Here is a 20,645-nt window from a genome sequence, read left to right on the forward strand (position 1 = left end):
CTGACTTCCGACGCGCGGTTTCATCCTCAACTAATTGCCCCGTCTTGGCGGGGCTTTTTTTATCCAAAGCGCACGACACGGTTCAGTTGATCTTTGGCCAGTGCCGCACCCAAGTCACCGCCCCGTCACTCATATGTGGGACAATGCCGCCGATTGTGAGGCCGGCAAAGGCATACACGCGCAGCTCAGCTGGATACAGTGTCGGATTCCGATTCCAAAGGTCACAGGTTCGAATCGCGTCGGGTGCGCCACTCCTTCGTGGGGTCCATTGTGGACACATGGGTTACTGTTTATTCCTGAGACATAGGTAACACTTTCGCGCTGAAAGGGTTCGGCAGCGATTCGAGCCTGCATGTCTGGTCATCGAAGTATCCGAGATCGTAATCCATGAAGCTGGCGAGCCAGATATGTCTTCGAGCTGTTTGATGCCGTCGGCCCGGCCGGCAAAGACGAGGCTGAGATTGATCTTCTTTCGCTTGTAGCAGATGCGGCCGCATGTTGTGACGGTAACGGCCTGGTCGGGGAACGGATAGTCGAGCTCTGGCAGACCGCGATAGGATCGTGGGTGTGGGGTTGTAGCGCTCTGCCGGGCAAGCCATGTCAAACGGCTGGTGTAGCCGTCGCCCCATTCTGCCTTGTTCCGATCGAGATATACCCACTTGGCATCGTCTGCAGGCCCGATGGGATTGAACGCCGGGTGCACGCAAGAAAGTTTTCCAATCTGGTCGCAGCGGCTCCCATTGCTCGCAGATGGTCTGCGACCAGCGCAACGTCGCGGCTTTCGCATGATGATGCGACGACGTGCTGAACGCGCTTACCCAAACTGCGGCCGATTTGCGGCGTCGGATGGGACATCATTCCGGAGATCAGGAACCATTCCGCTCGTCTCTGCTCGCGGATCATGAAGGATGCTCCGGCAAAAGTGCCGTGCCTCGCGAGAAGCGTAAACCATACCAGATTAAGGCCGTCCTCGAATGCACGCATGACTTCCCGTGCCGAGCTGTCGGCACCTCGACGGGAGGAACCGGTGAAGCCATGTGAAGGTGAACCGTAGGTACTATCGTCGTTGCCCATTGGCTCCCTCCCCTGCGGTTCCACCCAGACGTTGGCACGGGGATCCGCAAGAGAGCGTGCCCACGGCGCGGAAAAGCCTGCCGCCTCGGCATGACTATCTGAAAGCCGTCCCATTTTCAGGCTGAGGATTCCTGCCCATGCGGCATGCACGAGAGAGAACGCTAACGTCGCCTATTAAGCCTGCCCGCAGGCATTCCGTGTAGCGAGGAACCATATCCTGTCGGTGGAGTTTACCAGCACGTTCAAGATCCTGGGAGGATAACATGAAAACACTGGTCATCTCTGCGGCATGGCTCTCTCTGTCACTCGGAGGAGCGGCGGTCGCGCAGACGACGACGGTCGTCGTTCCTGGCGAGGTCAGGACCTATGTCGAAAAACAGGACACGCCATCCGTCACCTTTGAAGGTGACGTCGCAGTCGGTACGGCGCTTCCTGACACGGTCGAGATCCACACAATTCCCGATCAACCTGATTACGGTTATGTAGTCGTCAACAAAAAACGTGTGCTCGTCAATCCGAAGACCCGCGCGGTGATTGAAGTCATCAAATAAGTTGGAAGCATCGCGGGCCTGCTTCCAAGGCCCGCGATTTTCCTATCATTCAACCTTCGTTCGCATTAGGTACCGTTCGCTCTGAGCGGGAGAGTTGAATTCAGCATGGCATCCACCTCAGCCAGCCGCATCAACCCGACGTCGTAGCCGCGGGGTCTCCTTTGGGCATTCCAGACACCAAGGAGCTAGTTGTTCGTGGAATTTCGACTTCATCATTCGCGGTTGATTTTCGCGGGTTGCTGTGGTCGTCCCGAGACGAAGACAGTGGTGTATTCGGAGCGATGGTGATATCCGTTCTGATCACATGAAACCCGGATTTCGCGGCAGATAATGCGTCCAGTCGCCATAGCCGGGTGATGCCATCAACAGCATCGGAAAGCTGATCCGCATGCCTTGATCGACGGCAAGGCTCAAGGCGCTGTCGCATGTCCCCGGCAGGAACGCCGAAATCTTCTCGGCAGGGCCATCCGCCGCCAGCGTCAAGGCCGTCGCAAAGGCATTGTGAAGAACGTCGGCTCGCTTCACGGCGAGCGGACCGATATGCCCATTAACGCCCACGTAGCAGTAACCGACCAGATCATTGTCGGCATAGAGCAAGCGCCCTGTGATCGCCGGGTCATCGAACAAATAGCGGTGATGTTTCTCGCGCGAGACGCCGATGGCACGGCCATCGATCGCCCCAATGCTGGCCATGGTCGCAGCACTGTTATCGATGGCGATGGCGCGGAACGGCGCTTGAGGCAATGTCCGTCTTAGTCGCTCGCGCTCGCCATTGAAGAAATAGACCGGCATCTTCGGAAAGAGCCCGTGCCTGATATAGAGCCCCTGCGAGACGCGATTGAAGGTGAAGGTGATGAGCGCCTTATGCGCGGCGCCCGATTTTCGGGCGTGCTCGAGGGTTCGTTCCAACAGCGCATTGCCGATACCCTGCCCTTGCCGCGCGGGATCGACGAACAACTGAGCGAGGAACCAGACATCGCCGCAAACCCAGCTCCAGGCAAAGCCGACAATTTCACGGCCTTCTTCGGCGAGCCACAGGCCGCCCGGATCATCCTTGAGCGAAAACAGCTGAAAGTTTGGGGGGCTTGCCATCGCCATCGGCCCGAAGCCATGCCGGACAGTCAGCTCGTTGATGCTGGCGACCACCAACGCATCGCTGGCGGCTAAGTCTTCCGGCCGGGCAGGCCTGTAGGCAAGCGGCATTGGATAACCCCGCAATCTTTCCGCGACTGAGCGCGAGGGAACGATGGTCGTCTCCACCGAAGACTCTTCGCGTCTGGCGCTTTGGCCGCGCAGGGAGAACGCAGGCTCGATGCTTCAGCCACCGGCACGATCTTCCAACGCCAAGATCGTGACGATAACATAGGAGTTGTCAGTTTCGTCCTGCCGGCTGCGTCAATTTTCTTGATCGGGCGCCCGGCATCCAACATTGACGTTGACCGAACTTCCACATCCACATGTTAGCAATTTGTTGACCATAAACTGGCTTTACTAATCCCGATGGCTGCGGCGTCCCCGCCCGTCGTTGAGGGTTTGATGTAGGACGGTTGGTGGTGTTGACGTATTCAGTGCAAGGATTGTCGGGCGGAATTGCCGTGCTTCTGTCGCGTGCAAAACGCGTTGCAACGCAGACCATTCTGCCGGCTCTGTTTGCGCTGCCCGCGCTTGTCGGTTCCGCATCATTGGCCTCAGCGGAAGATCGCGCCCTGAAGCTGTTCTTTACCCATACAGGCGAGAAGGCGACGATTACCTATAAGCGGGATGGAAAGTTCGATCCTAAAGGCCTTGCGCAGATCAACCGGTTTCTGCGCGACTGGCGAAGGAACGAGCCTACCCGGATGGATCCCCGGCTGCTCGACCTGGTCTGGGAGGTGTATAAGCGCAGCGGCGGTAAGGATTACATCCACGTCGTTTCCGCCTATCGCTCCCCTGCCACCAACAACATGCTCCGCAACCGCTCGCGCAGCACGGGTGTCGCCAAGAAGAGCCAGCACATGCTGGGTAAGGCGCTGGATTTCTACGTTCCGGGCGTCAAACTTGCGACGCTGCGTGCGATTGCCATGCAGATGCAGGTCGGCGGTGTCGGATATTATCCAACCTCCGGATCGCCTTTCGTGCATCTCGACGTCGGCAATGTCAGGGCCTGGCCGCGCATGTCGCGGCAGGAACTCGCCCGGATATTCCCGAACGGGCAGACGATGCATCTTCCGGCCGATGGCCGGCCGCTGCCGGGATATAATCAGGCGGTTGCGAACTACAGAGAACGCGTAAGTTCCACCTCGATAGAGATCGCCAGCACCGCTGGCGACGACGAAGACGCTGGAGCATCGACCACGCCGGGCGGCGACGCCACCAACGGCAAGCTCGTGACGGCGCTTCTGCCGACGCCGAAAAGCCGGGCCTTGAATGCGCTTGCGCTGCAGACCGGCGCGGGCGAGCGGGATGAGGAAGGCGCGGTTCCGGATGTTTCATCCTTGCCGATTCCGATACCGGCGATGCGCCCGCCTGCCCTTGCGCATGATCCGGGCGCGGACGACGAACTCAAGACTGCCTCGATCGGCCCGATTGCCGCACTTCCGGAGAGACAGACGGCATTGCCGGCCCACGCCCGCTTCCATCCCCGCCTTGTTGCAGCGGAGACCGCCAGGCCGGGCGCTGCTATGATCGCCTTTCTGCCCATGACCGCTTCCTGGGAAGAAGCCAATTTCCTCGGATCGACATCCGAGGCGGCGCTGATGAAATGGGCGCTGCATTCTCCCGGCGAGGCGATGGGATTAAGTACGCCTCGTGTCTCACCCCGCACGGTTCATCGTGAGGCTCATGTCGCGACGTCAGCTGAGGATTTTACCCCGGTCGCAGCCAGACGCCCGTTCGATGCCGGCCGGTTTACATTGCCCCCGGAGGGTTGACCGCATTCAGGTTGATGCGCTGCGCCCTTGACAAAAAACGTTCGAATGTCTCCCTCGCCAGCCGCGGACAGAAGGCTTTCGAACAGGTGGCCGCGGTCGGCCAGTTTTGTTCGGGTGAGGTCGTGGCCGTCGCTGAATGCCCCTCGCTTCGTCTGATAGCGTACAGGAACCCGGCAGATCGCTCATCGTTATAGCCGTGGGATCGCAAAGGTGGCCCCATTTTTTGGGTCCGTCCGCTCTTCCTTCCTGAGCGATCCCGTCCTTTCCCCTGATTGCTCCGCTTCGGCGGGGCTTTCTTTTGCCGCGTCCAGCCGGCGTGCGGACAGTACCGACAATGCCGTAGATTTCGCGATACTAGTCCAAGTGTTTTTTCGGGACGGCCAACAGCAGCGGGCAAGCGGTATAGTTCCCTTCACTTTCCCTTTCTCGACATAGAGCCAGTCGAAAATATCCGCCTTCCCGAACGCGACGCGATCCCCCTGCTTGGTGTTGTGGATGTATTCCGGCCTATCGCCAAGAGAGCGGGGAAATGGTCACTCGATGCCTCGATCTGGTAGACCCAAATGAATTCCACGTCGGGCGCCATCTGATCGGTGGTCAGCTCCACGCCTCTTTATCCTTGTCCTTGAAACCAAGCTTGAGGCTGTAGGTTTCGGTTCCCGCCGGTGGGTTGCGAAGTTTCTCGAGAAAGCCGTCCAACTCCCTATCGATTTCTCATGGGCTTTGGCCATGGCCGGATCGCCGGACGCAATCAGCTGGACGTTTGGATTGTCTTGCGCGAGCGCGTGTTCGGCGGGAATGAATGGAGAGCAACAGCATTGAGACAAGTGAAATGACGCTGCGCAACATTCGAACAGGCCTTATTGTCGTGACTATACGGCGCAACATAGCTATCTCAGGTTGATCTTCAATACGGCTTGATGCACCGGCCTGGCCCCGGCGGAATTATCAAGCCTTGTCTCGATTGCCGTCCATAGACGTTTGGCTAGTCCTACCCCCATCGAATGACTGGCGTTCCGTTCGGCTTGAGCGTTTACTGGATCGACCCGCGGAGGGGGCAAACCATGGCCATGTATCTAACGCGCTTCAGCTACACGCCCGAGACCTGGGCGCGCATGATCGAAAATCCGGAGGATCGCCGGGAGGCAGCCCGGAGCTACATTGAATCCGTCGGCGGAAAGCTGCATGGATTCTGGTACGCCTTCGGCGAGCATGACGGGTGGAATTTGTGGGAGGCGCCCGACAATGTGTCGATGGCGGCTGTCGCACTTGCGATCGGCGCGGGAGGCGCGCTCAGCTCTGTTGAGACCACCGTTCTCCTCGACGTCGAGGACACGATCCGAGCCTTGGAAAAGGCGAAGTCGATCCGGTATCGCCCGCCGGGAGCGTAGCGCGCGCACTCACCGACAGCCGGTTTCGCTTCTGTAACGCAGCCGCCTGATCGGGGCGTCGCCGCCTACTCGCTCTGCCTGAAATTCCGTATCCGGTCGAACAGTACCGCCAGCACGATCGCGCCGCCGATAAACGTCCCCTGCCAGAAGGCGTTGATGCCAAGCAGGCCGAGGCTGTTGCGGATCACCTCGATTAGCGCAGCGCCCACCAGCGCGCCGAAGGCGGTGCCGATGCCGCCGGCCAGATTGGCGCCACCGATGACGGCGGCGGCGATGACCTGCAGTTCCATGCCGGCACCAATATTGGTGGTGACGGCGCCAAGCCAGCCGGTCTGGACGATGCCGGCAATGCCGGCCGAGAGCGCCGAGATCATGTAGACGGCGACCTTGATGCGGCGCACGGGAACGCCGGTGAGCGTGGCAGCATGTTCATTGCCGCCGATCGCGAAGATATAGCGGCCGAAACGCGTCCAGCGCAGCACGAAGCCGGTCAAGAGCGCCAGGATGACCATGTAGAGAACAGGATTGGCGATGCCGAGGAACCAAGCGCCGCCGCCGAGCGCCAACAGCTTGTCGTGATCGGGTCCGAACTGGAAAACGACGGTGTTGTTGGAGGCGACCATGGCCAGGCTGCGGGCGACCGACAGCATGCCGAGGGTGACCACGAAGGGAGGAAAATCGAGATAGGCGATCATCACGCCATTGAAGGCGCCCACGACAAGCGCCGTGCCGATCGCGGCCGCTATGCCGGTTTCGATGCCGTAGCCGGCATGCATGGTGACCGCCAGCACCATGCTGCAGAGGCAGAGCACCGAGCCTACGGAGAGGTCGATGCCGCCGGTGATGATGACCAGCGTCATGCCGAGCGCGATGATGGCGACGAAGGTGACGTTGCGGGTGATGTTGTAGAGGTTCTTCGCCGTTGCGAAGGAATCGGTGGCGACGGACAGGAAGAGGCAGGCGAGAATGACGGCGATCAGCACCCAGAAGGTCTGACTGCCGACGAACTCGGAAATCCGGCTTCGCTCTCTCTGCGCAATCGTCTGATCGAGGGTAACTGCCATTGCTGACCTTCTTTCTGCCCCGTGCCGCGCCGCTCAAACCTGTTCGATGGCGCCTGTGATGAGACCCGTCACTTCCTCTGGCGAACTCGCCGCAATTGGTTTATCGGCGACTTTCCGGCCGCGGCGCATGACGATGACCCGGTCGGCGACGGTGAAAACGTCGGGCATGCGGTGGCTGATCAGCACGACCGCGATGCCGCGATCGCGCAGCTCGCGGATCAGGTTCAAGACCTCAGCCACCTGGCGGACCGAAATGGCAGCCGTCGGCTCGTCCATCAGCACGATCTTCGCCTCCGATAGCATGGTGCGGGCAATCGCCACCGCCTGCCGCTGGCCGCCCGACATCTGCTTGACGAGGTCGCGCGGACGCGTCTCCGATTTCAGCTCCTTGAAGATCTCGCCGGCGCGCCGGTACATCGTCTTGTAATCGAGGATGCGGAAGGGACCGATGCCTCGGCGCAGCTCACGGCCGAGGAAGACGTTGGCGGCGGCCGTCAGATTGTTGCAGAGCGCCAGATCCTGATGGACGATTTCAATGCCGTGCTGGCGCGCCTCGATCGGCCGGTGCATGACGATTTCCTTGCCGTCGAGGCGCATGGTACCCTCGCTCGGCCGGAAGTTTCCGGCGATCATCTTGACCAGCGTGCTCTTTCCGGCGCCGTTATCACCCATCAGCCCGACGACTTGGCCGGCTTCGAGAGTAAACGATACGTCGTTCACCGCCTGGATGGCGCCGAAGTGCTTGGAAATATTGGTAAGTTCGAGAACCGCTCCCAGCCGACCACCCTCCCTTGATGTCGCAGACCTACAGTCGCTGCCAGCTGGCCGCCAGGCGTCTGCGATCTCGCTTTGCCAAGCTCCTCCCGGAAAAGCGATTATTTGCATTTACGCAAAAGCCTGAAGAATCGTCAATCAATTGTCCGCGCAAACACCCTACGTAGGCAAAAATCTACTTCACCGCGAAAATACAGATTGACGCCGCAAACGCTGGGATATTAGCTGTTGCTGGGAGAGAGACCATGCTGATCCTTGTCACCGGGGCTACGGGCAAGGTCGGGCGGCGCTTCATAACTGGGCTGCTTGACGAGCCGAGATTTTCCAATGCCCGCATTCGCGCGCTTTGTCACAATCGCGCGCTTGAAGAAACCGACCGCATCGAGGTCCTCAGGGGTTCGATCGCCGACGCCAATGTCGTTGCGGCGGCGGTGGAGGGTGTGACCCATGTGCTGCATCTCGCCACCTGCAAGGAAACGCCAGATGACGTCATGGATGTCACCGTCAAAGGGCTGTTCTGGCTGCTCGAGGCCTTCCGCACGAGCACGAGCGCCCGGCAGTTCATCCTGATCGGCGGCGATGCCGGCATTGGCCATTTCTTCTATCGCCATGACGGGCCGGTGACCGAAAAGACGCCGCATCGCGCCTATCCCGGCTGCTACGCGCTTTCCAAGGTGCTGGAAGAGGTGATGCTCGAGCAGTTCGCCATCCAATACGGCATCAATACCTGCTGCCTGCGCGCGCCCTGGATCATGGAGAAGGACGATTTCAAGTTCACGCTGTCCTTCGGCGACGATGTCTTCGGCGGGCCGGACTGGAAGACGTTCGTTCCGCCGCCCGAGGCCGAGCGCTACGCCCGCGAGGACACGGTGCCGCTGCTGCGCGATGCCGACGGGCGGCCGCTGAAGCGCAATTTCGTGCATGTCGACGATCTTGTCTCGGCGATACTGGCGGCGATCGACAATCCGCGCGCCAAGGGAGAGCTCTTCAACATCTCGATGGATCGTCCCGTCGATTATGGGGAAGTCGCCGCTTACCTCGCCCGCACGCGCGGGCTCGGCTGCGTCGATATCGCAAGCCAGTTTCATTCCAACTGGATGGACAACAGCAAGGCGAAATACCTGCTGGACTGGCGCCCGGTCTACGATCTCGAAAAACTTGTCGATTCAGCCTGGGAATACCAGCGGTCAAGGGAGGAGCCTCGCATCGTCTGGTATCCCGGTTGACTAGAGGGCGGGCAATCAGGCCCGTCTTTCCATGGGAGGAAGCTATGAGGAAGGCATTATTGCTGACAGCTGCGGCAGTGCTGGCGTTTACCGCCGGCGAGGCCATGGCTGCCAAGAAGCAGCTGGTCATCGTCGTCAAGGGCCTCGACAACCCGTTCTTCGAGGCCATCAATCAGGGTTGCCAGAAGTGGAACAAGGAAAACGCCTCGGCCGAATATGAGTGCTTCTATACCGGCCCGGCATCGACCTCGGATGAGGCCGGCGAGGCGCAGATCGTCCAGGATATGCTTGGCAAGGCCGATACGGCGGCAATCGCCATCTCGCCCTCGAACGCCAAGCTGATCGCCCAGACGCTGAAGACGGCCAATCCGAGCGTGCCTGTGATGACGCTCGATGCCGATCTGGCGGCCGAGGATTCGGCCTTGCGCAAGACCTATCTCGGCACCGACAATTATCTGATGGGCGCCAAGATCGGCGAATACATCAAGAAGGCCAAGCCGAACGGCGGCAAGATCTGCACCATCGAAGGCAATCCCGGCGCTGACAACATCCTGCGCCGCGCCCAGGGCATGCGCGATACGCTGAGCGGCAAGAAGGGGCTTGCCGCCCTGAAGGGCGAAGGCGGCTGGACGGAAGTGGCCGGATGCCCGGTCTTTACCAATGACGACGGCGCCAAGGGCGTTCAGGCGATGACCGATATCCTCGCCGCCAATCCCGATCTCGACGCCTTCGGCATTATGGGCGGATGGCCGCTCTTCGGCGCCCCGCAGCCCTATCGCGATCTGTTCAAGCCGATGGCCGACAAGATTGCCAAGAACGACTTCGTCATCGGCGCCGCCGACACGATCGGCGACGAAGTGGCGATCGCCAAGGAAGGCCTGGTGACCGCGCTGGTCGGCCAGCGGCCGTTCGAAATGGGCTACAAGGCGCCGACCGTGATGATGGATCTGATATCGGGCAAGAAGGTCGACGATCCTGTCTTCACCGGGCTTGACGAGTGCACCAAGGATACGGTGGACACCTGCATTCAGAAGTGATGCGACTGGGAGCGTCCGCCCGAGCGGGCGCTCCGGACATCACGCCTGCGCAACGATCCAATCGGAAAAGGCGCGCATGGCCGGGGTGACCGGCCGTGACTGCAGACGCGTCAGCCAGTAGCTTCCGAGCGATATGGTGGTGGCAAAGGGCTGAACGACCGCACCTGACGAGAGATGCCTGGCGAACATCGAGGGCGGCGCCAGCGCAACGCCGAGCCCCTGGAGGGCGGCCTCCATCATGGCGACGGAGGAATCGAAGACGATGCCGGCATTCACCTGGTCGGCCGGCGGAACGCCGGCGGCCGCAAACCACGTGCTCCATTCATCCGTGCGGTAGCTGCGCAGCAGCGTTGCGCCGGCGAGATCAGCCGGCGACCGCAGATCCTCCGCCAGTTTGGGAATGCAGAGAGCCGAGAGCGGCGCTTCCGACAGGCGCTGCGCCTCCGTCCCGTGCCATGAGCCGCTCCCGAAGCGGATGGCTAAGTCGAGCCCCTCGGCGGCGGGATCGACGCGGTTGTTGTTGGTAGAAACCCGTACGTCGATGAAGGGATGCCGGCGCTGGAAATCCGCAAGGCGCGGCAGGAGCCAACCGACGGCGAAAGTGCCGACGACGCCGAGGAACAGCAATTCGCGCACCTGCCCGGCCTCGATCCTGTCGAGCGTCGTCGCCATCTGGTCGAAGGAGGCGCTCACCGTCGGCAGCAGCGCCTCGCCTTCCGCGGTGATTTTCAAGCCGCGCGGCAGACGCTGGAACAGTGTGACTCCCAGACGCTTTTCCAGCCCCTTGACCTGCTGGCTGACGGCCGCCTGAGTGACGCAGAGCTCGATTGCGGCGCGGGTGAAGCTCAGATGCCGTGCCGAGGCTTCGAAGGCTCTGAGGCCGTTCAGCGGGAGGAATTGACGAACCATCTAAGCCCTAGAAATTCTTGCAGCTGCTGCGAGATATCATGGTTTGCCCCCAGAAAACAGAGCCGCTAAACGCCTCCCCGGGCGCGCATTTGCGCTCATGGCGACCGCCCTGGCGATTTGGAGGATGATTGTGAAAAACCTTGGCATAAAATTTTTATCGGCCGCGTTGATCACGGCATGCGCTTGCGCAAGCGCCTTTGCCGCCGACGAGGTTGAAGTGAGAGCAATCGCGGATGCGGCGATCAAGCCGATCATGGAAAAATACGCCATCCCGGGAGTAGCCGTCGGCATCACCGTCGACGGCCGGAATCACATCTTCACCTATGGCGTCGAATCGAAGGAGACCGGCAGACCGGTTGCGCCGGCCACGCTCTTCGAACTGGGCTCGATCAGCAAAACCTTCACCGCGACGCTTGCCTCCTATGCCGAAGCGACGGGAGACCTCTCTTTGTCTGACCCGGTGGCCAAACATCTTCCCGCGATGAAGGGAAGGCCGTTCGGCGATGTCGCGCTGATCGATCTCGGCACCCATACGGCAGGCGGTTTTCCGCTGCAAGTGCCCGACGAGATCAAAAGCGAAGGCCAACTGATGGAATATCTTGCGGCCTGGCACCCCTCCTACGCGGCCGGAACCCAACGCAGCTATGCCAATCCGAGCATCGGCATGCTCGGCTTCATCACGGCGAAAGCCATGCGCGGCGATTTCGCGGAGTTGACGGAAGGCAGGCTGTTTCCCGCGCTCGGTTTGAGCAGCACCTTCATCAACGTGCCGAAGTCGCGGCAGAGCGATTACGCCCAAGGCTATAAGCGCAGCGGCGAGCCGGCCCGGCTGACGCCTGGCCTGCTGTCCGCCGAGGCCTACGGCGTCAGATCCACCGCCGGCGACATGATCCGCTTCGTCGGCGCCAATATGGGCCTGGCCAAGCTCGACGGAAAACTGCAGCAGGCGATCGACAAGACCCACGCCGGCTATTTCGGCGTGGGGGCGATGATCCAGGACCTGATCTGGGAGCAATATGCCTATCCCGTCACCCTGCAGAGCCTGCTCGACGGCAATTCGGCGGCAATGCTGAAGACCATCCCGGTCGCTGCGCTGCAGCCGCCGATGAAGCCGCGTGGCGATGTCTGGATCAACAAGACCGGCTCGACGAACGGCTTCGGCGCCTATGTCGCCTTCATCCCCAGCGAGCGCGTCGGCATCGTCATCCTGGCCAACAAAAACTACCCCAACGAGGATCGGGTTACCGCGGCCTACCGGGTATTGACGGCGCTTGCGGCAAATTGATCGAAAACAGCGGCACGGACGCGGGAGCAGGCTGGCTGCCGTATCCTGCGTCCATCCGAACCAATTCGCTATCAGGTTGAGAGGCGGACTTTAGCCCGATGCGCGCTCTTGCCTGTATGATAGAGAATTTGCCGGCGAGGAATAGGCTGCGGTGCAACAGGGCCACAATATTGCCAAATGCACCACGAAAATTGAGCCGGGCGGTTGCAGGTACATATTCTGGGTCGCAGCCCTATCCCCCAATAGGGGACAATACTACCTAGGGTAATGTGAATTAACAATTAAGATTAATAGGCGAGTATTTTTTAGAATTATTCGAGGTAATTGCCAGTTCTTGCGGGTGATGCTAATGAATACTCACCTTTTCTTAAGTCAAGAGGCGCAATCCAGTGAAAAGCGTATTGATATCTGGCGGAGCAGGCTTCATCGGTTCGCATCTATGCGATCGGCTTTTGCTTCGGAATGACGTTCAGAAGCTCGTCGTTGTTGATAATCTCTGGACCGGACTTTTCGAGAATATTTCGCACATCAGGGATCCCCGTTTTCACTTCGTGAAATCGGACGTCGAGACGCTGCAGACCTCGGAGAAATTCGACGAGATTTACCACCTCGCGTCGCCGGCATCACCGCCCTGGTACATGAAGGAACCGAAGAGGACGATTTCGGCGAACCTGCTCGGCGCCTTCCGGCTTCTCGACCTGCTGAAAAAGGGTGGGCGTTTCGGTTACACCTCCTCCTCGGAAATCTACGGGGATCCTCTGGTGTCGCCGCAGCCGGAATCCTACAAGGGCCAGGTCGACTGTACCGGCCCGCGCTCGTCCTATGACGAGAGCAAGAGATGCACTGAAGCGCTGCTGTTCGAGATGCAGCGCACCAAGGGGCTGAACGTCAAGGTCATCCGCCCCTTCAATATTTATGGACCCCGCACCCGGCCCGACGACGGCCGCGCCGTCTCCAACTTCGTCACCCAGGCGCTTTCGGGTCGCCCGATCACCGTGTTCGGCGACGGCAAGCAGTCGCGCAGCTGGGGCTATGTCGATGACATCGTCGACGGTTTCGCCCGTTATTTCTGGATCAACGAGACCGACTACAAGGGGCCCTTGAATATCGGCAACGACCGCGAGATCACCGTTCTCGAAGTCGCGAAATATGTTTCCAAGCTGGTCGGTGGCGTGCCGATCGTCTTCGAGCCATCGCCGCCGCAGGATCCCACCAACAGGCGGCCGGACCTGACGAGAGCCTATGCCGTCATGCCCGAGTGGTCGTGCAAGGTCAGCTACGAACAGGGCGTGGCAATGACGCTCGACTGGTTCAGAGAAAAGATCAAGGCGGGCGCGGCGTAATAGCCGCCCGGGTTTCAAGCACTTCCCGCATTCCGCGCGGGCTTTGTGCCGGCCTGTGCGCGTGTGCGTTGAGAGAGTAACGATGCAGGAAATCATTCCGTCCGATTTGGCGACTGTCACTTTTCCCGTACCGATTCACTATCTCGATCTCGCATCGCATGAGCCGGATACCGTCGCGGCGCCGATATCGGCCGGGCTCGTGGTCTTTCTCGCCGACGGCCTGCCGGTCGGACAGGCGTACGTCGACAGGCCCGAGGCCGCGGCCGAGCTTGCCGGACGTGTCGTGCAGCCGGATACGCTCGCGCATGCGCGTCAGGTCGCGCAGGCACCTCTTCAAAATCGCGAGGTCAGCATTCTGATCTGCACCAAGGACCGGCCGGAAGAGCTGCGCCGGTGCCTCGCCTCGATCCCCGAACAGTCGCTGAAGCCGGCGGAGATCATCGTGGTCGACAATGCCTCTTCAGGCAATGCGACCCGCCGGGTGGTCGAAGAAGCGGGCGCCACCTATGTGCGCGAAGACCGGGTCGGGCTGGATTTTGCCCGCAACGCCGCCATCCGCGCCGCGAAAACCGAATTCGTCGCCTTTACCGATGACGACGTCGTTCTCCACCAGCGCTGGTTGGAGAACCTAATGAAGGCATTCGACCGGCCGGAGATCGGCTGCGTCACCGGGCTGATCCTACCCGGAGAGCTCGCAACGCCGGCGCAGTTCATCTTCGAAAAGCACTGGGGTTTCGGCCGCGGTTACATCAGGCAGGATTTCGGCCGGGATTTCTACGACAGTCACAGGCGCTACGGCGCGCCGGTCTGGACGATCGGCGCCGGCGCAAGCCAAGCCTTCCGCCGCGCGGTGTTCGACGAGATCGGCCTGTTCGACGTCCGCCTCGATATGGGGGCGGCCGGCTGTTCGGGCGACTCCGAATATTGGAACCGGCTGCTGCATCACGGCCATGTCTGCCGCTACGAGCCGACAGCGGTTTCCTGGCACTTTCATCGCAAGGATATGCAGGGGCTCGCCAGGCAGATCCAGCAATATATGAGCGGCCATATCGCTGCACTGCTGGTGCAGTATCAGAACACCGGCAACGGCGGCAACCTTCGGCGCATCCTCATCTCCTTCCCGAAATATTTCGCCAAGAGGTTGCGCAAACGCCTGCGCAAGGGCGCCACTTCGCATGACTTCTTCCTGAAGCAGGAGATGCTCGGCAGCGTCAACGGCGCGCTCTACGTTCTGCGCCGCTGGAAGATGCGCGCATGGTGACAGCTGTGGCGCCGGCCATTTCCTTCCTCATTCCTGCTTATAACGCCGAGGACACGCTTGCCGAAGCGCTTGCCAGCCTGCAGCGGCAGACGCGGCCGAACTGGCAGGCGGTTGTGGTCGACGACGGTTCGAGCGACCGCACCTGGGAACGGCTTGAAGCGATAGCCGCAGCGGACAGCCGCATTGTCGCCGCCCGCCAGGCCAATGCCGGCGCTGCGGCGTCCAGAAACCATGCCGCCCGGCTGGCCGTCGCCCCCCTGCTCTGCATGCTCGATGCCGACGACTGGCTGGATCCGACCTTCATCGAAACCATGCTGCCGATGGCGGAGGATAGATCGCCGCTCGCCATTGCCTATTGCTCCTACCGCCGGGTCGCCCCGGACGGCCGGCTGATGCCGGTGGAACAGGCGCCGGTGCTTGCCGGCGATGCCGCCAGGCGCGAATTCTCGTCCTTCTGTGCGCTCGCCATTCATACGGTGGTCTTTCCCAAAAGCCTTTTCGAGCGGGTCGGCGGCATGGATGAGAGCCTGCAGACCTGCGAGGAGTGGGATCTCTGGCTGCGCATGGCCTTTGCAGGTGCGGAATTTCGCCGTGTCGACGCCTGCCTGGCTTTCTATCGCATGAAGCCGGGCTCGCTTTCCGGCGATCCGACGAAACTGGTGCGTGACGCGATTTGCGTGACGACGAAGGCCGAGGCGCTGCGCAAGCAGCGCGGCTTGCCGGCCGAAGGTCGGGAGAGCGGCTGGATCACGCCCGCCATCAGCCGATTGCGCATGCTCGTCTGGGTCATCGCGGCCAAGCACGATCCGAGCCTGGATATAGCAGCCCTCGCCGCACTGCTGCCGGACATCCCGGATGCCGCAGGCTATGAGAGCTTTTTTGCCGGCGTGATCCTTCACGGCTTGCAGACCGGCCTCCTGCCCGACCGGGCCGACGATCTCATCGATGCGCCCGAGCGATGGTGGCCGACTTTCCGTCTGCTCGTCGAGCTGATCCAGCGGCATTCGCTGCCCGGCACCGGCCGCAAGATCCTCGAAGCCGCCGCCTGGCAGATCTCCGTCGGCAACCTTCGGCGATCCTTCAGCCTCGGCGCTATCCAGGTAGTGAGCGTCGAGCTCGGCGCCCTTTCCAGGATCGCCCGGGCCCAGCAGGCCGATACGCTGATCATGCACGGCTTTTCCGGCGACGAACATGTCGGCACCTTCGTCGGGCCGCTCTGGGGTGATCTGTCGATCCGGGCGCAGATCCGACTGATCCTGCAGGAGATGCAGGCGGGAGAACATCTTGAGCGGCAGCCCACCCTCGCTTATGCGGCTGCCTGGACAAGGGAGGCGCTCCGCGGCTACCGAGCCTTCGGCGGCCTCATCATCCGCAGCGGCCGGCGGCGCGGACGGCTCGAAAGGCTTCTGGCGCGGACCGGCCGCAATGCCGTCCTGGCCCGGGCGCCAGGCGACGGACAGGATAATGACACCCGCCTGTCCGACATCCTGCGCGATCTCGAAGGCGGCCTGCCGCCGGTGCGACGTACAGCCGCCGCAGCGCCGGCGAAGGAAATGCAGGCCCCCCGGGCTCAGTCGGCAGAAGACTATTGGGAGCACATTTTCGAACGCCCGGATCCGTGGAATTACCTGTCGGTCTACGAGCAGGTCAAATATGCGCAGACATTGAGCCTGATCCCGCAAGGGACCGAAACGGCCCTGGAACTTGCCTGCGCCGAGGGGATCTTCACCGAGAAGCTTGCACGCGCAGTCGGCCGGGTGACGGCCACCGATATTTCGCAGCGGGCGATCGACAGGGCGGCAAAGCGCTGTCTCGATCTCTCCAATGTCGAGCTTCGGGTTCTCGACTTCGTCGGACAAGAGCTTCCACCCGATCAGGATCTCATCCTCTGCTCGGAAGTGCTTTACTACATGAAGGATGAGCAGATGCTTGCCAGTGTCTGCCGCAAGATGGCGGCGGCGCTGAAGCCGGGCGGGTGCCTGATCACCGCCCACGCGCATCTGCGCCAGGACGAGCCCGGGCGAACCGGTTTCGATTGGGGCCATCCTTTCGGGGTCGGGACGATCAGACGGGTTCTGGCCGAACAGGCGGGGCTTGCCCTCGAAGAGACGATCGACACGGCGCTTTACGCCATCCACCGCTTCCGCAAAGCCACCGTGGTCGATCCCGTCCTGCGGGTCGAGACACATGGAACACCGATGGACGTCGATGTGGCAAAGCACATCATCTCGGGACCGGCGGGCGTCGCGCGCGAGGTGGCATGGGCAACCGAGGTGACGACCTCGGTCCCCATCCTGATGTATCATCGGATCGCCGAGGATGGCCCCGCCGCGCTGCGGCGCTTCCGCACGCCGCCGGAGATGTTCCGCAAGCAAATGCAATTCCTGCGCCGGCATGGCTATTACGCCGTGACGGCGCCGTCGCTCGCCAATCATTTGCGCAGCGGCAAGCCGATCCAGGGCCGGCCGGTCATGCTGACCTTCGACGACGCCTATCTGGATTTCCGCGCCAACGCCTTCCCGATCCTGGCCGAGAATGATTTCAGCGCCGATGTCTTCGTCGTCACCGACAAGGTCGGCGGCCGCTCGGATTGGGATTGTGCCTATGGCGAGCCGGCGGCGCTGATGGCGTGGCCGGATATTCTGGAACTGCAGCAGAAAGGCATCAGCTTCGGTTCCCATCTCGCCTCCCATACGCCGGCGAGTGCGATGGAAAACGATGTCTTGCTCGCCGAAGCCCTGCGGTCGCGCCATGCGCTGGAAAGCCGACTCGGCGGCTCCGTAGTTTCGATCGCACTGCCCTACGGCGCCACCGACTTCAGGGTGCCGGGCATTCTTTCCGTTGCCGGTTACACGATTGGCTTCACCACACGCGCCGCAACAGCCGCTTTTTCCGACAATGTCTTCGGCCTGCCGCGCCTCGAAGTCCGCGGCGACCGGCCGCTTGAAGCCTTCCCCGCACTGATGGGCCTGCCGGGAGCCTTTATCGAATGACAATCATCACCACCGCAGCGCCCCCTCTGATCACCGTCGTCATCCCGGCCTACAACGCCGAAAAGACGCTTCTCGAAACCTTGCACAGCGTCTCGAAGCAAACCTACGACAAGCTCGAAATCCTTGTGGTCGACGACGGATCGCGGGACGGCACCTTCGCGCTTGCGAGCGACTATAGCCTCATCGATCGCCGTGTCCGGGTTCTCCGGCAGGCCAACGGCGGCGTTGCCCGCGCCCGCAACCACGGCATCGGCGAGGCGCGGGGCGCCTATGTGGCGCCTATCGATGCCGACGACGTGTGGCATCCCGAGAAGATCGAGCGCCAGCTGCAGTCGCTGCGAAAATTTCCCGGCAGCCATGGAGTCGCCTACAATTGGTATGCGGCGATCGACGAAAACGGCGTCATTTTCGGCAATTCACGCCCGGTCCTGCATGAAGGCAACATCTTCGAACCGTTGCTGCGAGAAAACTTCATCGGCAATGGCAGCACGCCGCTGATGCCGCGCGCAGAGGTTCTGCGCTGCGGCGGTTACGACGCCGGGCTGCGCGACAGCGGCGCCGAGGGCTGCGAGGATCTGAAGCTCTATCTCGCCTTGGCCGAGACCCTCCCCTTCGCGCTGGTTCCTGATTTCCTCACCGGTTATCGCTTCACCCGGGGAAACATGTCGAGCAACGCCCTTCGGATGCTGAAATCCCACGCCCTGGTGATGGCGCCGATCATCGACCGCTACCCGCATCTGCGGCGCGATATCGAGACCGCAAAATTCAATACAACGCACTGGTATTTCAACAAGGCCCTTGCAAACCGCGATTACGCCCAGCTCAGGAACCTGGCGCCGATGATGGCGGGACAATATGGCCCGCAGTTGATCGTCCATAGCCTACGGCAGAGCTTTCGTCTGGCAAAACGCCATGGCGTGCGCATTGCAAGACAGATCCTGCGAAAGCCTTCGGCCCGATCGAAGACCCGCTTTGCCGGTGCGGCCATTCCGCAAGCCGGCACGCCGTTCAGCGATCGTTTCATGCCGCTTGGCGGCGTGCTCAGCCCGACATCGTCGCGGATGGTCGACTATGAATAGGTTGCGAACATCCGCCTCCCGGCCGGCCGGCGCTTACAATATGGTCATCGCGGCCCGCTACCGCGAGCTTCTGCAGCTCGTGCCGGCGCTGCGGCTGAAGATGACGGTGATGATCGTCCTTGGCATTCTCACCGGTTTTTCGGAGATGGTCGGCATCACCTTTCTGGTGAGCCTGGTCTTTATCCTCGGCCAGCAGGACACAGGTTCCGGCTCCGCCGTTGCCGGGCTTCCGGCGATTTTCGGCGGCGTCGACCTCAGTCTTTCCAAACCGGTGCTGATCGGCATCCTCATCGCCTCCATCCTGCTGCGCATTCTCCTCGGATTCGTCAACTCGCTGATCACGAGCGCGATCAACCACAAGATCAGCGATCGCATGCGCGACCGTCTCTACGCCAAGATCCTGACCATCCCGTTCCAGCGCTTTCAGCACTATGAGCGCAGCGATCTGATCAATGTGATCGCCACTGAAGCCTATGCGGTATCCTCGGCCCATGCGAGCCTGGTGCGTCTCGGTGTCAATTTCGGCACGATCGTCATCTTCGGCATCGGCATGCTTGTCATGGCCTGGCCGATCGCCTTGCTCGGGCTTGTCTTCGGCTTTATCCATAACTTCGCCTTGGGGTTCTTTGCCGGCGCCTATCGGTGTCTCGGCGCTTCGGCGCTGGCCGCCGTCGAAGCCTTGACGCAGCTGAGCTGGACCACGCTGCAGACCTTGAAGGCGGTCAAAAGCTTCGGCCTCGAGCAGCGCCACCAGCAGATCTTCGTAACACTATCCAGCGAAGTCGGCCGGACCTGGCGCCACTCGGACTGGATGGGGGCGGCGACCTCTCTGTTGAGCGAAATCCTGACCTTCGGGGTCATCCTGACGATCATCCTGTCTTCGGAATTCCTGCCGGTGGATTTCAAGGCCGCGCTTTCGGCCACCATCCTTCTTTACAGGCTACAGCCGCACATCAAGGGATTCGACTCTCAGATCCTGCGCCTTTACGAGATGGAAGCGTCGCTGCAGAACGTCCTGGCGCTGCTTGCCGAAAAGGACGACGCCAAGCAGGCCGCGCAAGGGGTGCCGGTCCCCCGCCTGGCGGAAGCCATCGTCTTCCACGACGTCTCTTTCACATATGAGCAGTCGACCGCCCCGGCCGTCGAAAACCTCAATTTTTCGATCAAGGCAGGCGAAACGACGGCTCTGACCGGACCAAGCGGCTCCGGCAAAACGACAATCCTGAACATGATCCTTGATCTCACCCGGCCGACGCGAGGCCTGATCACGATCGACGGCAGGGACCTTGCCGATGTCGACCGCGCGAGCTGGCTGCACCTGCTCTCGGTCTCGGGCCAGGATGTCGAACTGATGGAGGGCACGGTTTTCGACAACATCCGCTTCCGTCGCGATATCTCCGATGAGGACGTCAGGTGGGCCGCCGATGTCGCCTGCGCCACGGAATTCATCGAAAATCTGCCGGAAGGCTTCGACGAATGGCTGGGCGACGAGGCAGTGCGGCTTTCAGGCGGACAGCGCCAGCGCATCGGTCTGGCCCGCGCGCTGGCCGGCCGGCCGCAGATCCTGCTCCTGGACGAAGCCACGAGCGCGCTGGATGAAAATACCGAAATGCGAGTGTTTTCGGCAATCAAGCAAGATGCCGGCCGAACGCTGATCGTCGTCAGCCATCGCCCTGCGGTCGCCAGGATGATGAAGAACCAGATCGATCTACGCCCACCAACACTCGCATCCAAACTCGGGTGAGGGCG

The 20,645-nt window shown here is 61.3% G+C and carries 17 protein-coding genes; 11 read left to right on the forward strand and 6 right to left on the reverse strand.

Annotation, left to right across the window (positions count from 1 at the left end; translation table 11 throughout):
• Nucleotides 1-600 precede the first annotated feature (600 nt).
• Nucleotides 601-1,074, reverse strand: a complete 474-nt coding sequence (locus GGI60_RS04670; protein WP_183912192.1) for a hypothetical protein — start codon at nt 1,072-1,074, stop codon at nt 601-603.
• Between the two features lie 263 nt (nt 1,075-1,337).
• On the opposite strand from GGI60_RS04670, the gene GGI60_RS04675 reads away from it, so the two are divergent.
• Complete coding sequence (locus tag GGI60_RS04675) at nt 1,338-1,625, forward strand: DUF1236 domain-containing protein (protein ID WP_183912190.1); 288 nt, start codon at nt 1,338-1,340, stop codon at nt 1,623-1,625.
• A 300-nt stretch (nt 1,626-1,925) separates the two neighbouring features.
• Here GGI60_RS04675 and GGI60_RS04680 read toward each other — a convergent pair whose 3' ends face one another.
• Nucleotides 1,926-2,828 carry a GNAT family N-acetyltransferase gene (locus tag GGI60_RS04680; RefSeq protein WP_183913842.1) on the reverse strand — a complete coding sequence of 301 codons (903 nt, stop codon included), beginning with the start codon at nt 2,826-2,828 and terminating at the stop codon, nt 1,926-1,928.
• Between the two features lie 350 nt (nt 2,829-3,178).
• Between GGI60_RS04680 and GGI60_RS04685 the strand changes: the two genes are divergently transcribed.
• Nucleotides 3,179-4,534 carry a DUF882 domain-containing protein gene (locus tag GGI60_RS04685; RefSeq protein ID WP_183912188.1) on the forward strand — a complete coding sequence of 452 codons (1,356 nt, stop codon included), beginning with the start codon at nt 3,179-3,181 and terminating at the stop codon, nt 4,532-4,534.
• A 188-nt stretch (nt 4,535-4,722) separates the two neighbouring features.
• Here GGI60_RS04685 and GGI60_RS32735 read toward each other — a convergent pair whose 3' ends face one another.
• Nucleotides 4,723-5,031, reverse strand: coding sequence for a DUF2314 domain-containing protein (locus tag GGI60_RS32735; protein ID WP_312862792.1), 309 nt, complete (start codon nt 5,029-5,031; stop codon nt 4,723-4,725).
• Nucleotides 5,032-5,598: 567 nt separating this feature from the next.
• Here GGI60_RS32735 and GGI60_RS04695 point away from each other — a divergent pair.
• Nucleotides 5,599-5,925 (forward strand): GYD domain-containing protein, encoded by a 327-nt coding sequence (locus GGI60_RS04695; RefSeq protein ID WP_183912186.1) that lies wholly within the window; start codon nt 5,599-5,601, stop codon nt 5,923-5,925.
• Between the two features lie 65 nt (nt 5,926-5,990).
• Here the strand turns inward: GGI60_RS04695 and GGI60_RS04700 are convergent, their stop codons facing one another.
• The gene (locus tag GGI60_RS04700; protein ID WP_183912184.1) at nt 5,991-6,989 is read right to left on the reverse strand and encodes an ABC transporter permease; all 999 of its coding nucleotides are present in this window, start codon (nt 6,987-6,989) and stop codon (nt 5,991-5,993) included.
• 33 nt (nt 6,990-7,022) lie between these two features.
• Complete coding sequence (locus tag GGI60_RS04705) at nt 7,023-7,874, reverse strand: ATP-binding cassette domain-containing protein (RefSeq protein ID WP_183912182.1); 852 nt, start codon at nt 7,872-7,874, stop codon at nt 7,023-7,025.
• A 134-nt stretch (nt 7,875-8,008) separates the two neighbouring features.
• Between GGI60_RS04705 and GGI60_RS04710 the strand changes: the two genes are divergently transcribed.
• Both GGI60_RS04710 and GGI60_RS04715 read left to right on the forward strand, forming a co-directional pair.
• A complete protein-coding gene (locus GGI60_RS04710; protein ID WP_183912180.1) occupies nt 8,009-8,989 on the forward strand; it encodes an NAD(P)-dependent oxidoreductase in 981 nt (326 codons plus the stop codon).
• A 44-nt stretch (nt 8,990-9,033) separates the two neighbouring features.
• On the forward strand, nt 9,034-10,026 hold the full coding sequence (locus GGI60_RS04715) for a sugar-binding protein (protein WP_183912178.1): 993 nt from the start codon (nt 9,034-9,036) through the stop codon (nt 10,024-10,026).
• A gap of 39 nt (nt 10,027-10,065) precedes the next feature.
• Here the strand turns inward: GGI60_RS04715 and GGI60_RS04720 are convergent, their stop codons facing one another.
• A complete protein-coding gene (locus GGI60_RS04720; protein ID WP_183912176.1) occupies nt 10,066-10,935 on the reverse strand; it encodes a LysR family transcriptional regulator in 870 nt (289 codons plus the stop codon).
• Between the two features lie 124 nt (nt 10,936-11,059).
• Between GGI60_RS04720 and ampC the strand changes: the two genes are divergently transcribed.
• The 6 genes from ampC to GGI60_RS04750 all read left to right on the forward strand — a co-directional run bounded on the left by ampC (nt 11,060) and on the right by GGI60_RS04750 (nt 20,640).
• On the forward strand, nt 11,060-12,220 hold the full coding sequence (gene ampC / locus GGI60_RS04725; protein WP_183912174.1) for a class C beta-lactamase: 1,161 nt from the start codon (nt 11,060-11,062) through the stop codon (nt 12,218-12,220).
• Between the two features lie 389 nt (nt 12,221-12,609).
• The gene (locus tag GGI60_RS04730; RefSeq protein WP_183912172.1) at nt 12,610-13,563 is read left to right on the forward strand and encodes an NAD-dependent epimerase/dehydratase family protein; all 954 of its coding nucleotides are present in this window, start codon (nt 12,610-12,612) and stop codon (nt 13,561-13,563) included.
• A gap of 82 nt (nt 13,564-13,645) precedes the next feature.
• Nucleotides 13,646-14,824 (forward strand): glycosyltransferase family 2 protein, encoded by a 1,179-nt coding sequence (locus GGI60_RS04735; protein WP_183912170.1) that lies wholly within the window; start codon nt 13,646-13,648, stop codon nt 14,822-14,824.
• Nucleotides 14,818-17,817: a trifunctional glycosyltransferase/class I SAM-dependent methyltransferase/polysaccharide deacetylase gene (locus tag GGI60_RS04740; RefSeq protein WP_183912167.1), complete on the forward strand. Its 3,000-nt coding sequence runs from the start codon at nt 14,818-14,820 to the stop codon at nt 17,815-17,817. The genes GGI60_RS04735 and GGI60_RS04740 overlap by 7 nt, the downstream gene beginning before the upstream one ends.
• Complete coding sequence (locus GGI60_RS04745) at nt 17,814-18,896, forward strand: glycosyltransferase family 2 protein (protein WP_183912165.1); 1,083 nt, start codon at nt 17,814-17,816, stop codon at nt 18,894-18,896. Before GGI60_RS04740 ends, GGI60_RS04745 begins: the two co-directional genes overlap by 4 nt.
• Nucleotides 18,889-20,640: an ABC transporter ATP-binding protein gene (locus tag GGI60_RS04750; RefSeq protein WP_183912163.1), complete on the forward strand. Its 1,752-nt coding sequence runs from the start codon at nt 18,889-18,891 to the stop codon at nt 20,638-20,640. Before GGI60_RS04745 ends, GGI60_RS04750 begins: the two co-directional genes overlap by 8 nt.
• The last annotated feature ends 5 nt before the right edge of the window (nt 20,641-20,645 follow it).

This window comes from Rhizobium lentis (genome assembly GCF_014200175.1).
In the GTDB taxonomy this organism is placed as follows: Bacteria; Pseudomonadota; Alphaproteobacteria; order Rhizobiales; family Rhizobiaceae; genus Rhizobium; species Rhizobium mulingense.

Excerpts from the sequence above, each read along its gene's own strand:
- GGI60_RS04675 (WP_183912190.1), top strand. The coding sequence starts at position 1,338 with ATGAAAACACTGGTCATCTCTGCGGCATGGCTCTCTCTGTCACTCGGA.
- GGI60_RS04705 (WP_183912182.1), bottom strand. The coding sequence starts at position 7,874 with ATGCAAATAATCGCTTTTCCGGGAGGAGCTTGGCAAAGCGAGATCGCA.
- GGI60_RS04735 (WP_183912170.1), top strand. The coding sequence starts at position 13,646 with ATGCAGGAAATCATTCCGTCCGATTTGGCGACTGTCACTTTTCCCGTA.
- GGI60_RS04720 (WP_183912176.1), bottom strand. The coding sequence starts at position 10,935 with ATGGTTCGTCAATTCCTCCCGCTGAACGGCCTCAGAGCCTTCGAAGCC.
- GGI60_RS04680 (WP_183913842.1), bottom strand. The coding sequence starts at position 2,828 with ATGCCGCTTGCCTACAGGCCTGCCCGGCCGGAAGACTTAGCCGCCAGC.
- GGI60_RS04715 (WP_183912178.1), top strand. The coding sequence starts at position 9,034 with ATGAGGAAGGCATTATTGCTGACAGCTGCGGCAGTGCTGGCGTTTACC.
- ampC (WP_183912174.1), top strand. The coding sequence starts at position 11,060 with ATGATTGTGAAAAACCTTGGCATAAAATTTTTATCGGCCGCGTTGATC.
- GGI60_RS04695 (WP_183912186.1), top strand. The coding sequence starts at position 5,599 with ATGGCCATGTATCTAACGCGCTTCAGCTACACGCCCGAGACCTGGGCG.
- GGI60_RS04745 (WP_183912165.1), top strand. The coding sequence starts at position 17,814 with ATGACAATCATCACCACCGCAGCGCCCCCTCTGATCACCGTCGTCATC.
- GGI60_RS04740 (WP_183912167.1), top strand. The coding sequence starts at position 14,818 with ATGGTGACAGCTGTGGCGCCGGCCATTTCCTTCCTCATTCCTGCTTAT.
- GGI60_RS04750 (WP_183912163.1), top strand. The coding sequence starts at position 18,889 with ATGAATAGGTTGCGAACATCCGCCTCCCGGCCGGCCGGCGCTTACAAT.
- GGI60_RS04710 (WP_183912180.1), top strand. The coding sequence starts at position 8,009 with ATGCTGATCCTTGTCACCGGGGCTACGGGCAAGGTCGGGCGGCGCTTC.
- GGI60_RS04670 (WP_183912192.1), bottom strand. The coding sequence starts at position 1,074 with ATGGGCAACGACGATAGTACCTACGGTTCACCTTCACATGGCTTCACC.
- GGI60_RS04700 (WP_183912184.1), bottom strand. The coding sequence starts at position 6,989 with ATGGCAGTTACCCTCGATCAGACGATTGCGCAGAGAGAGCGAAGCCGG.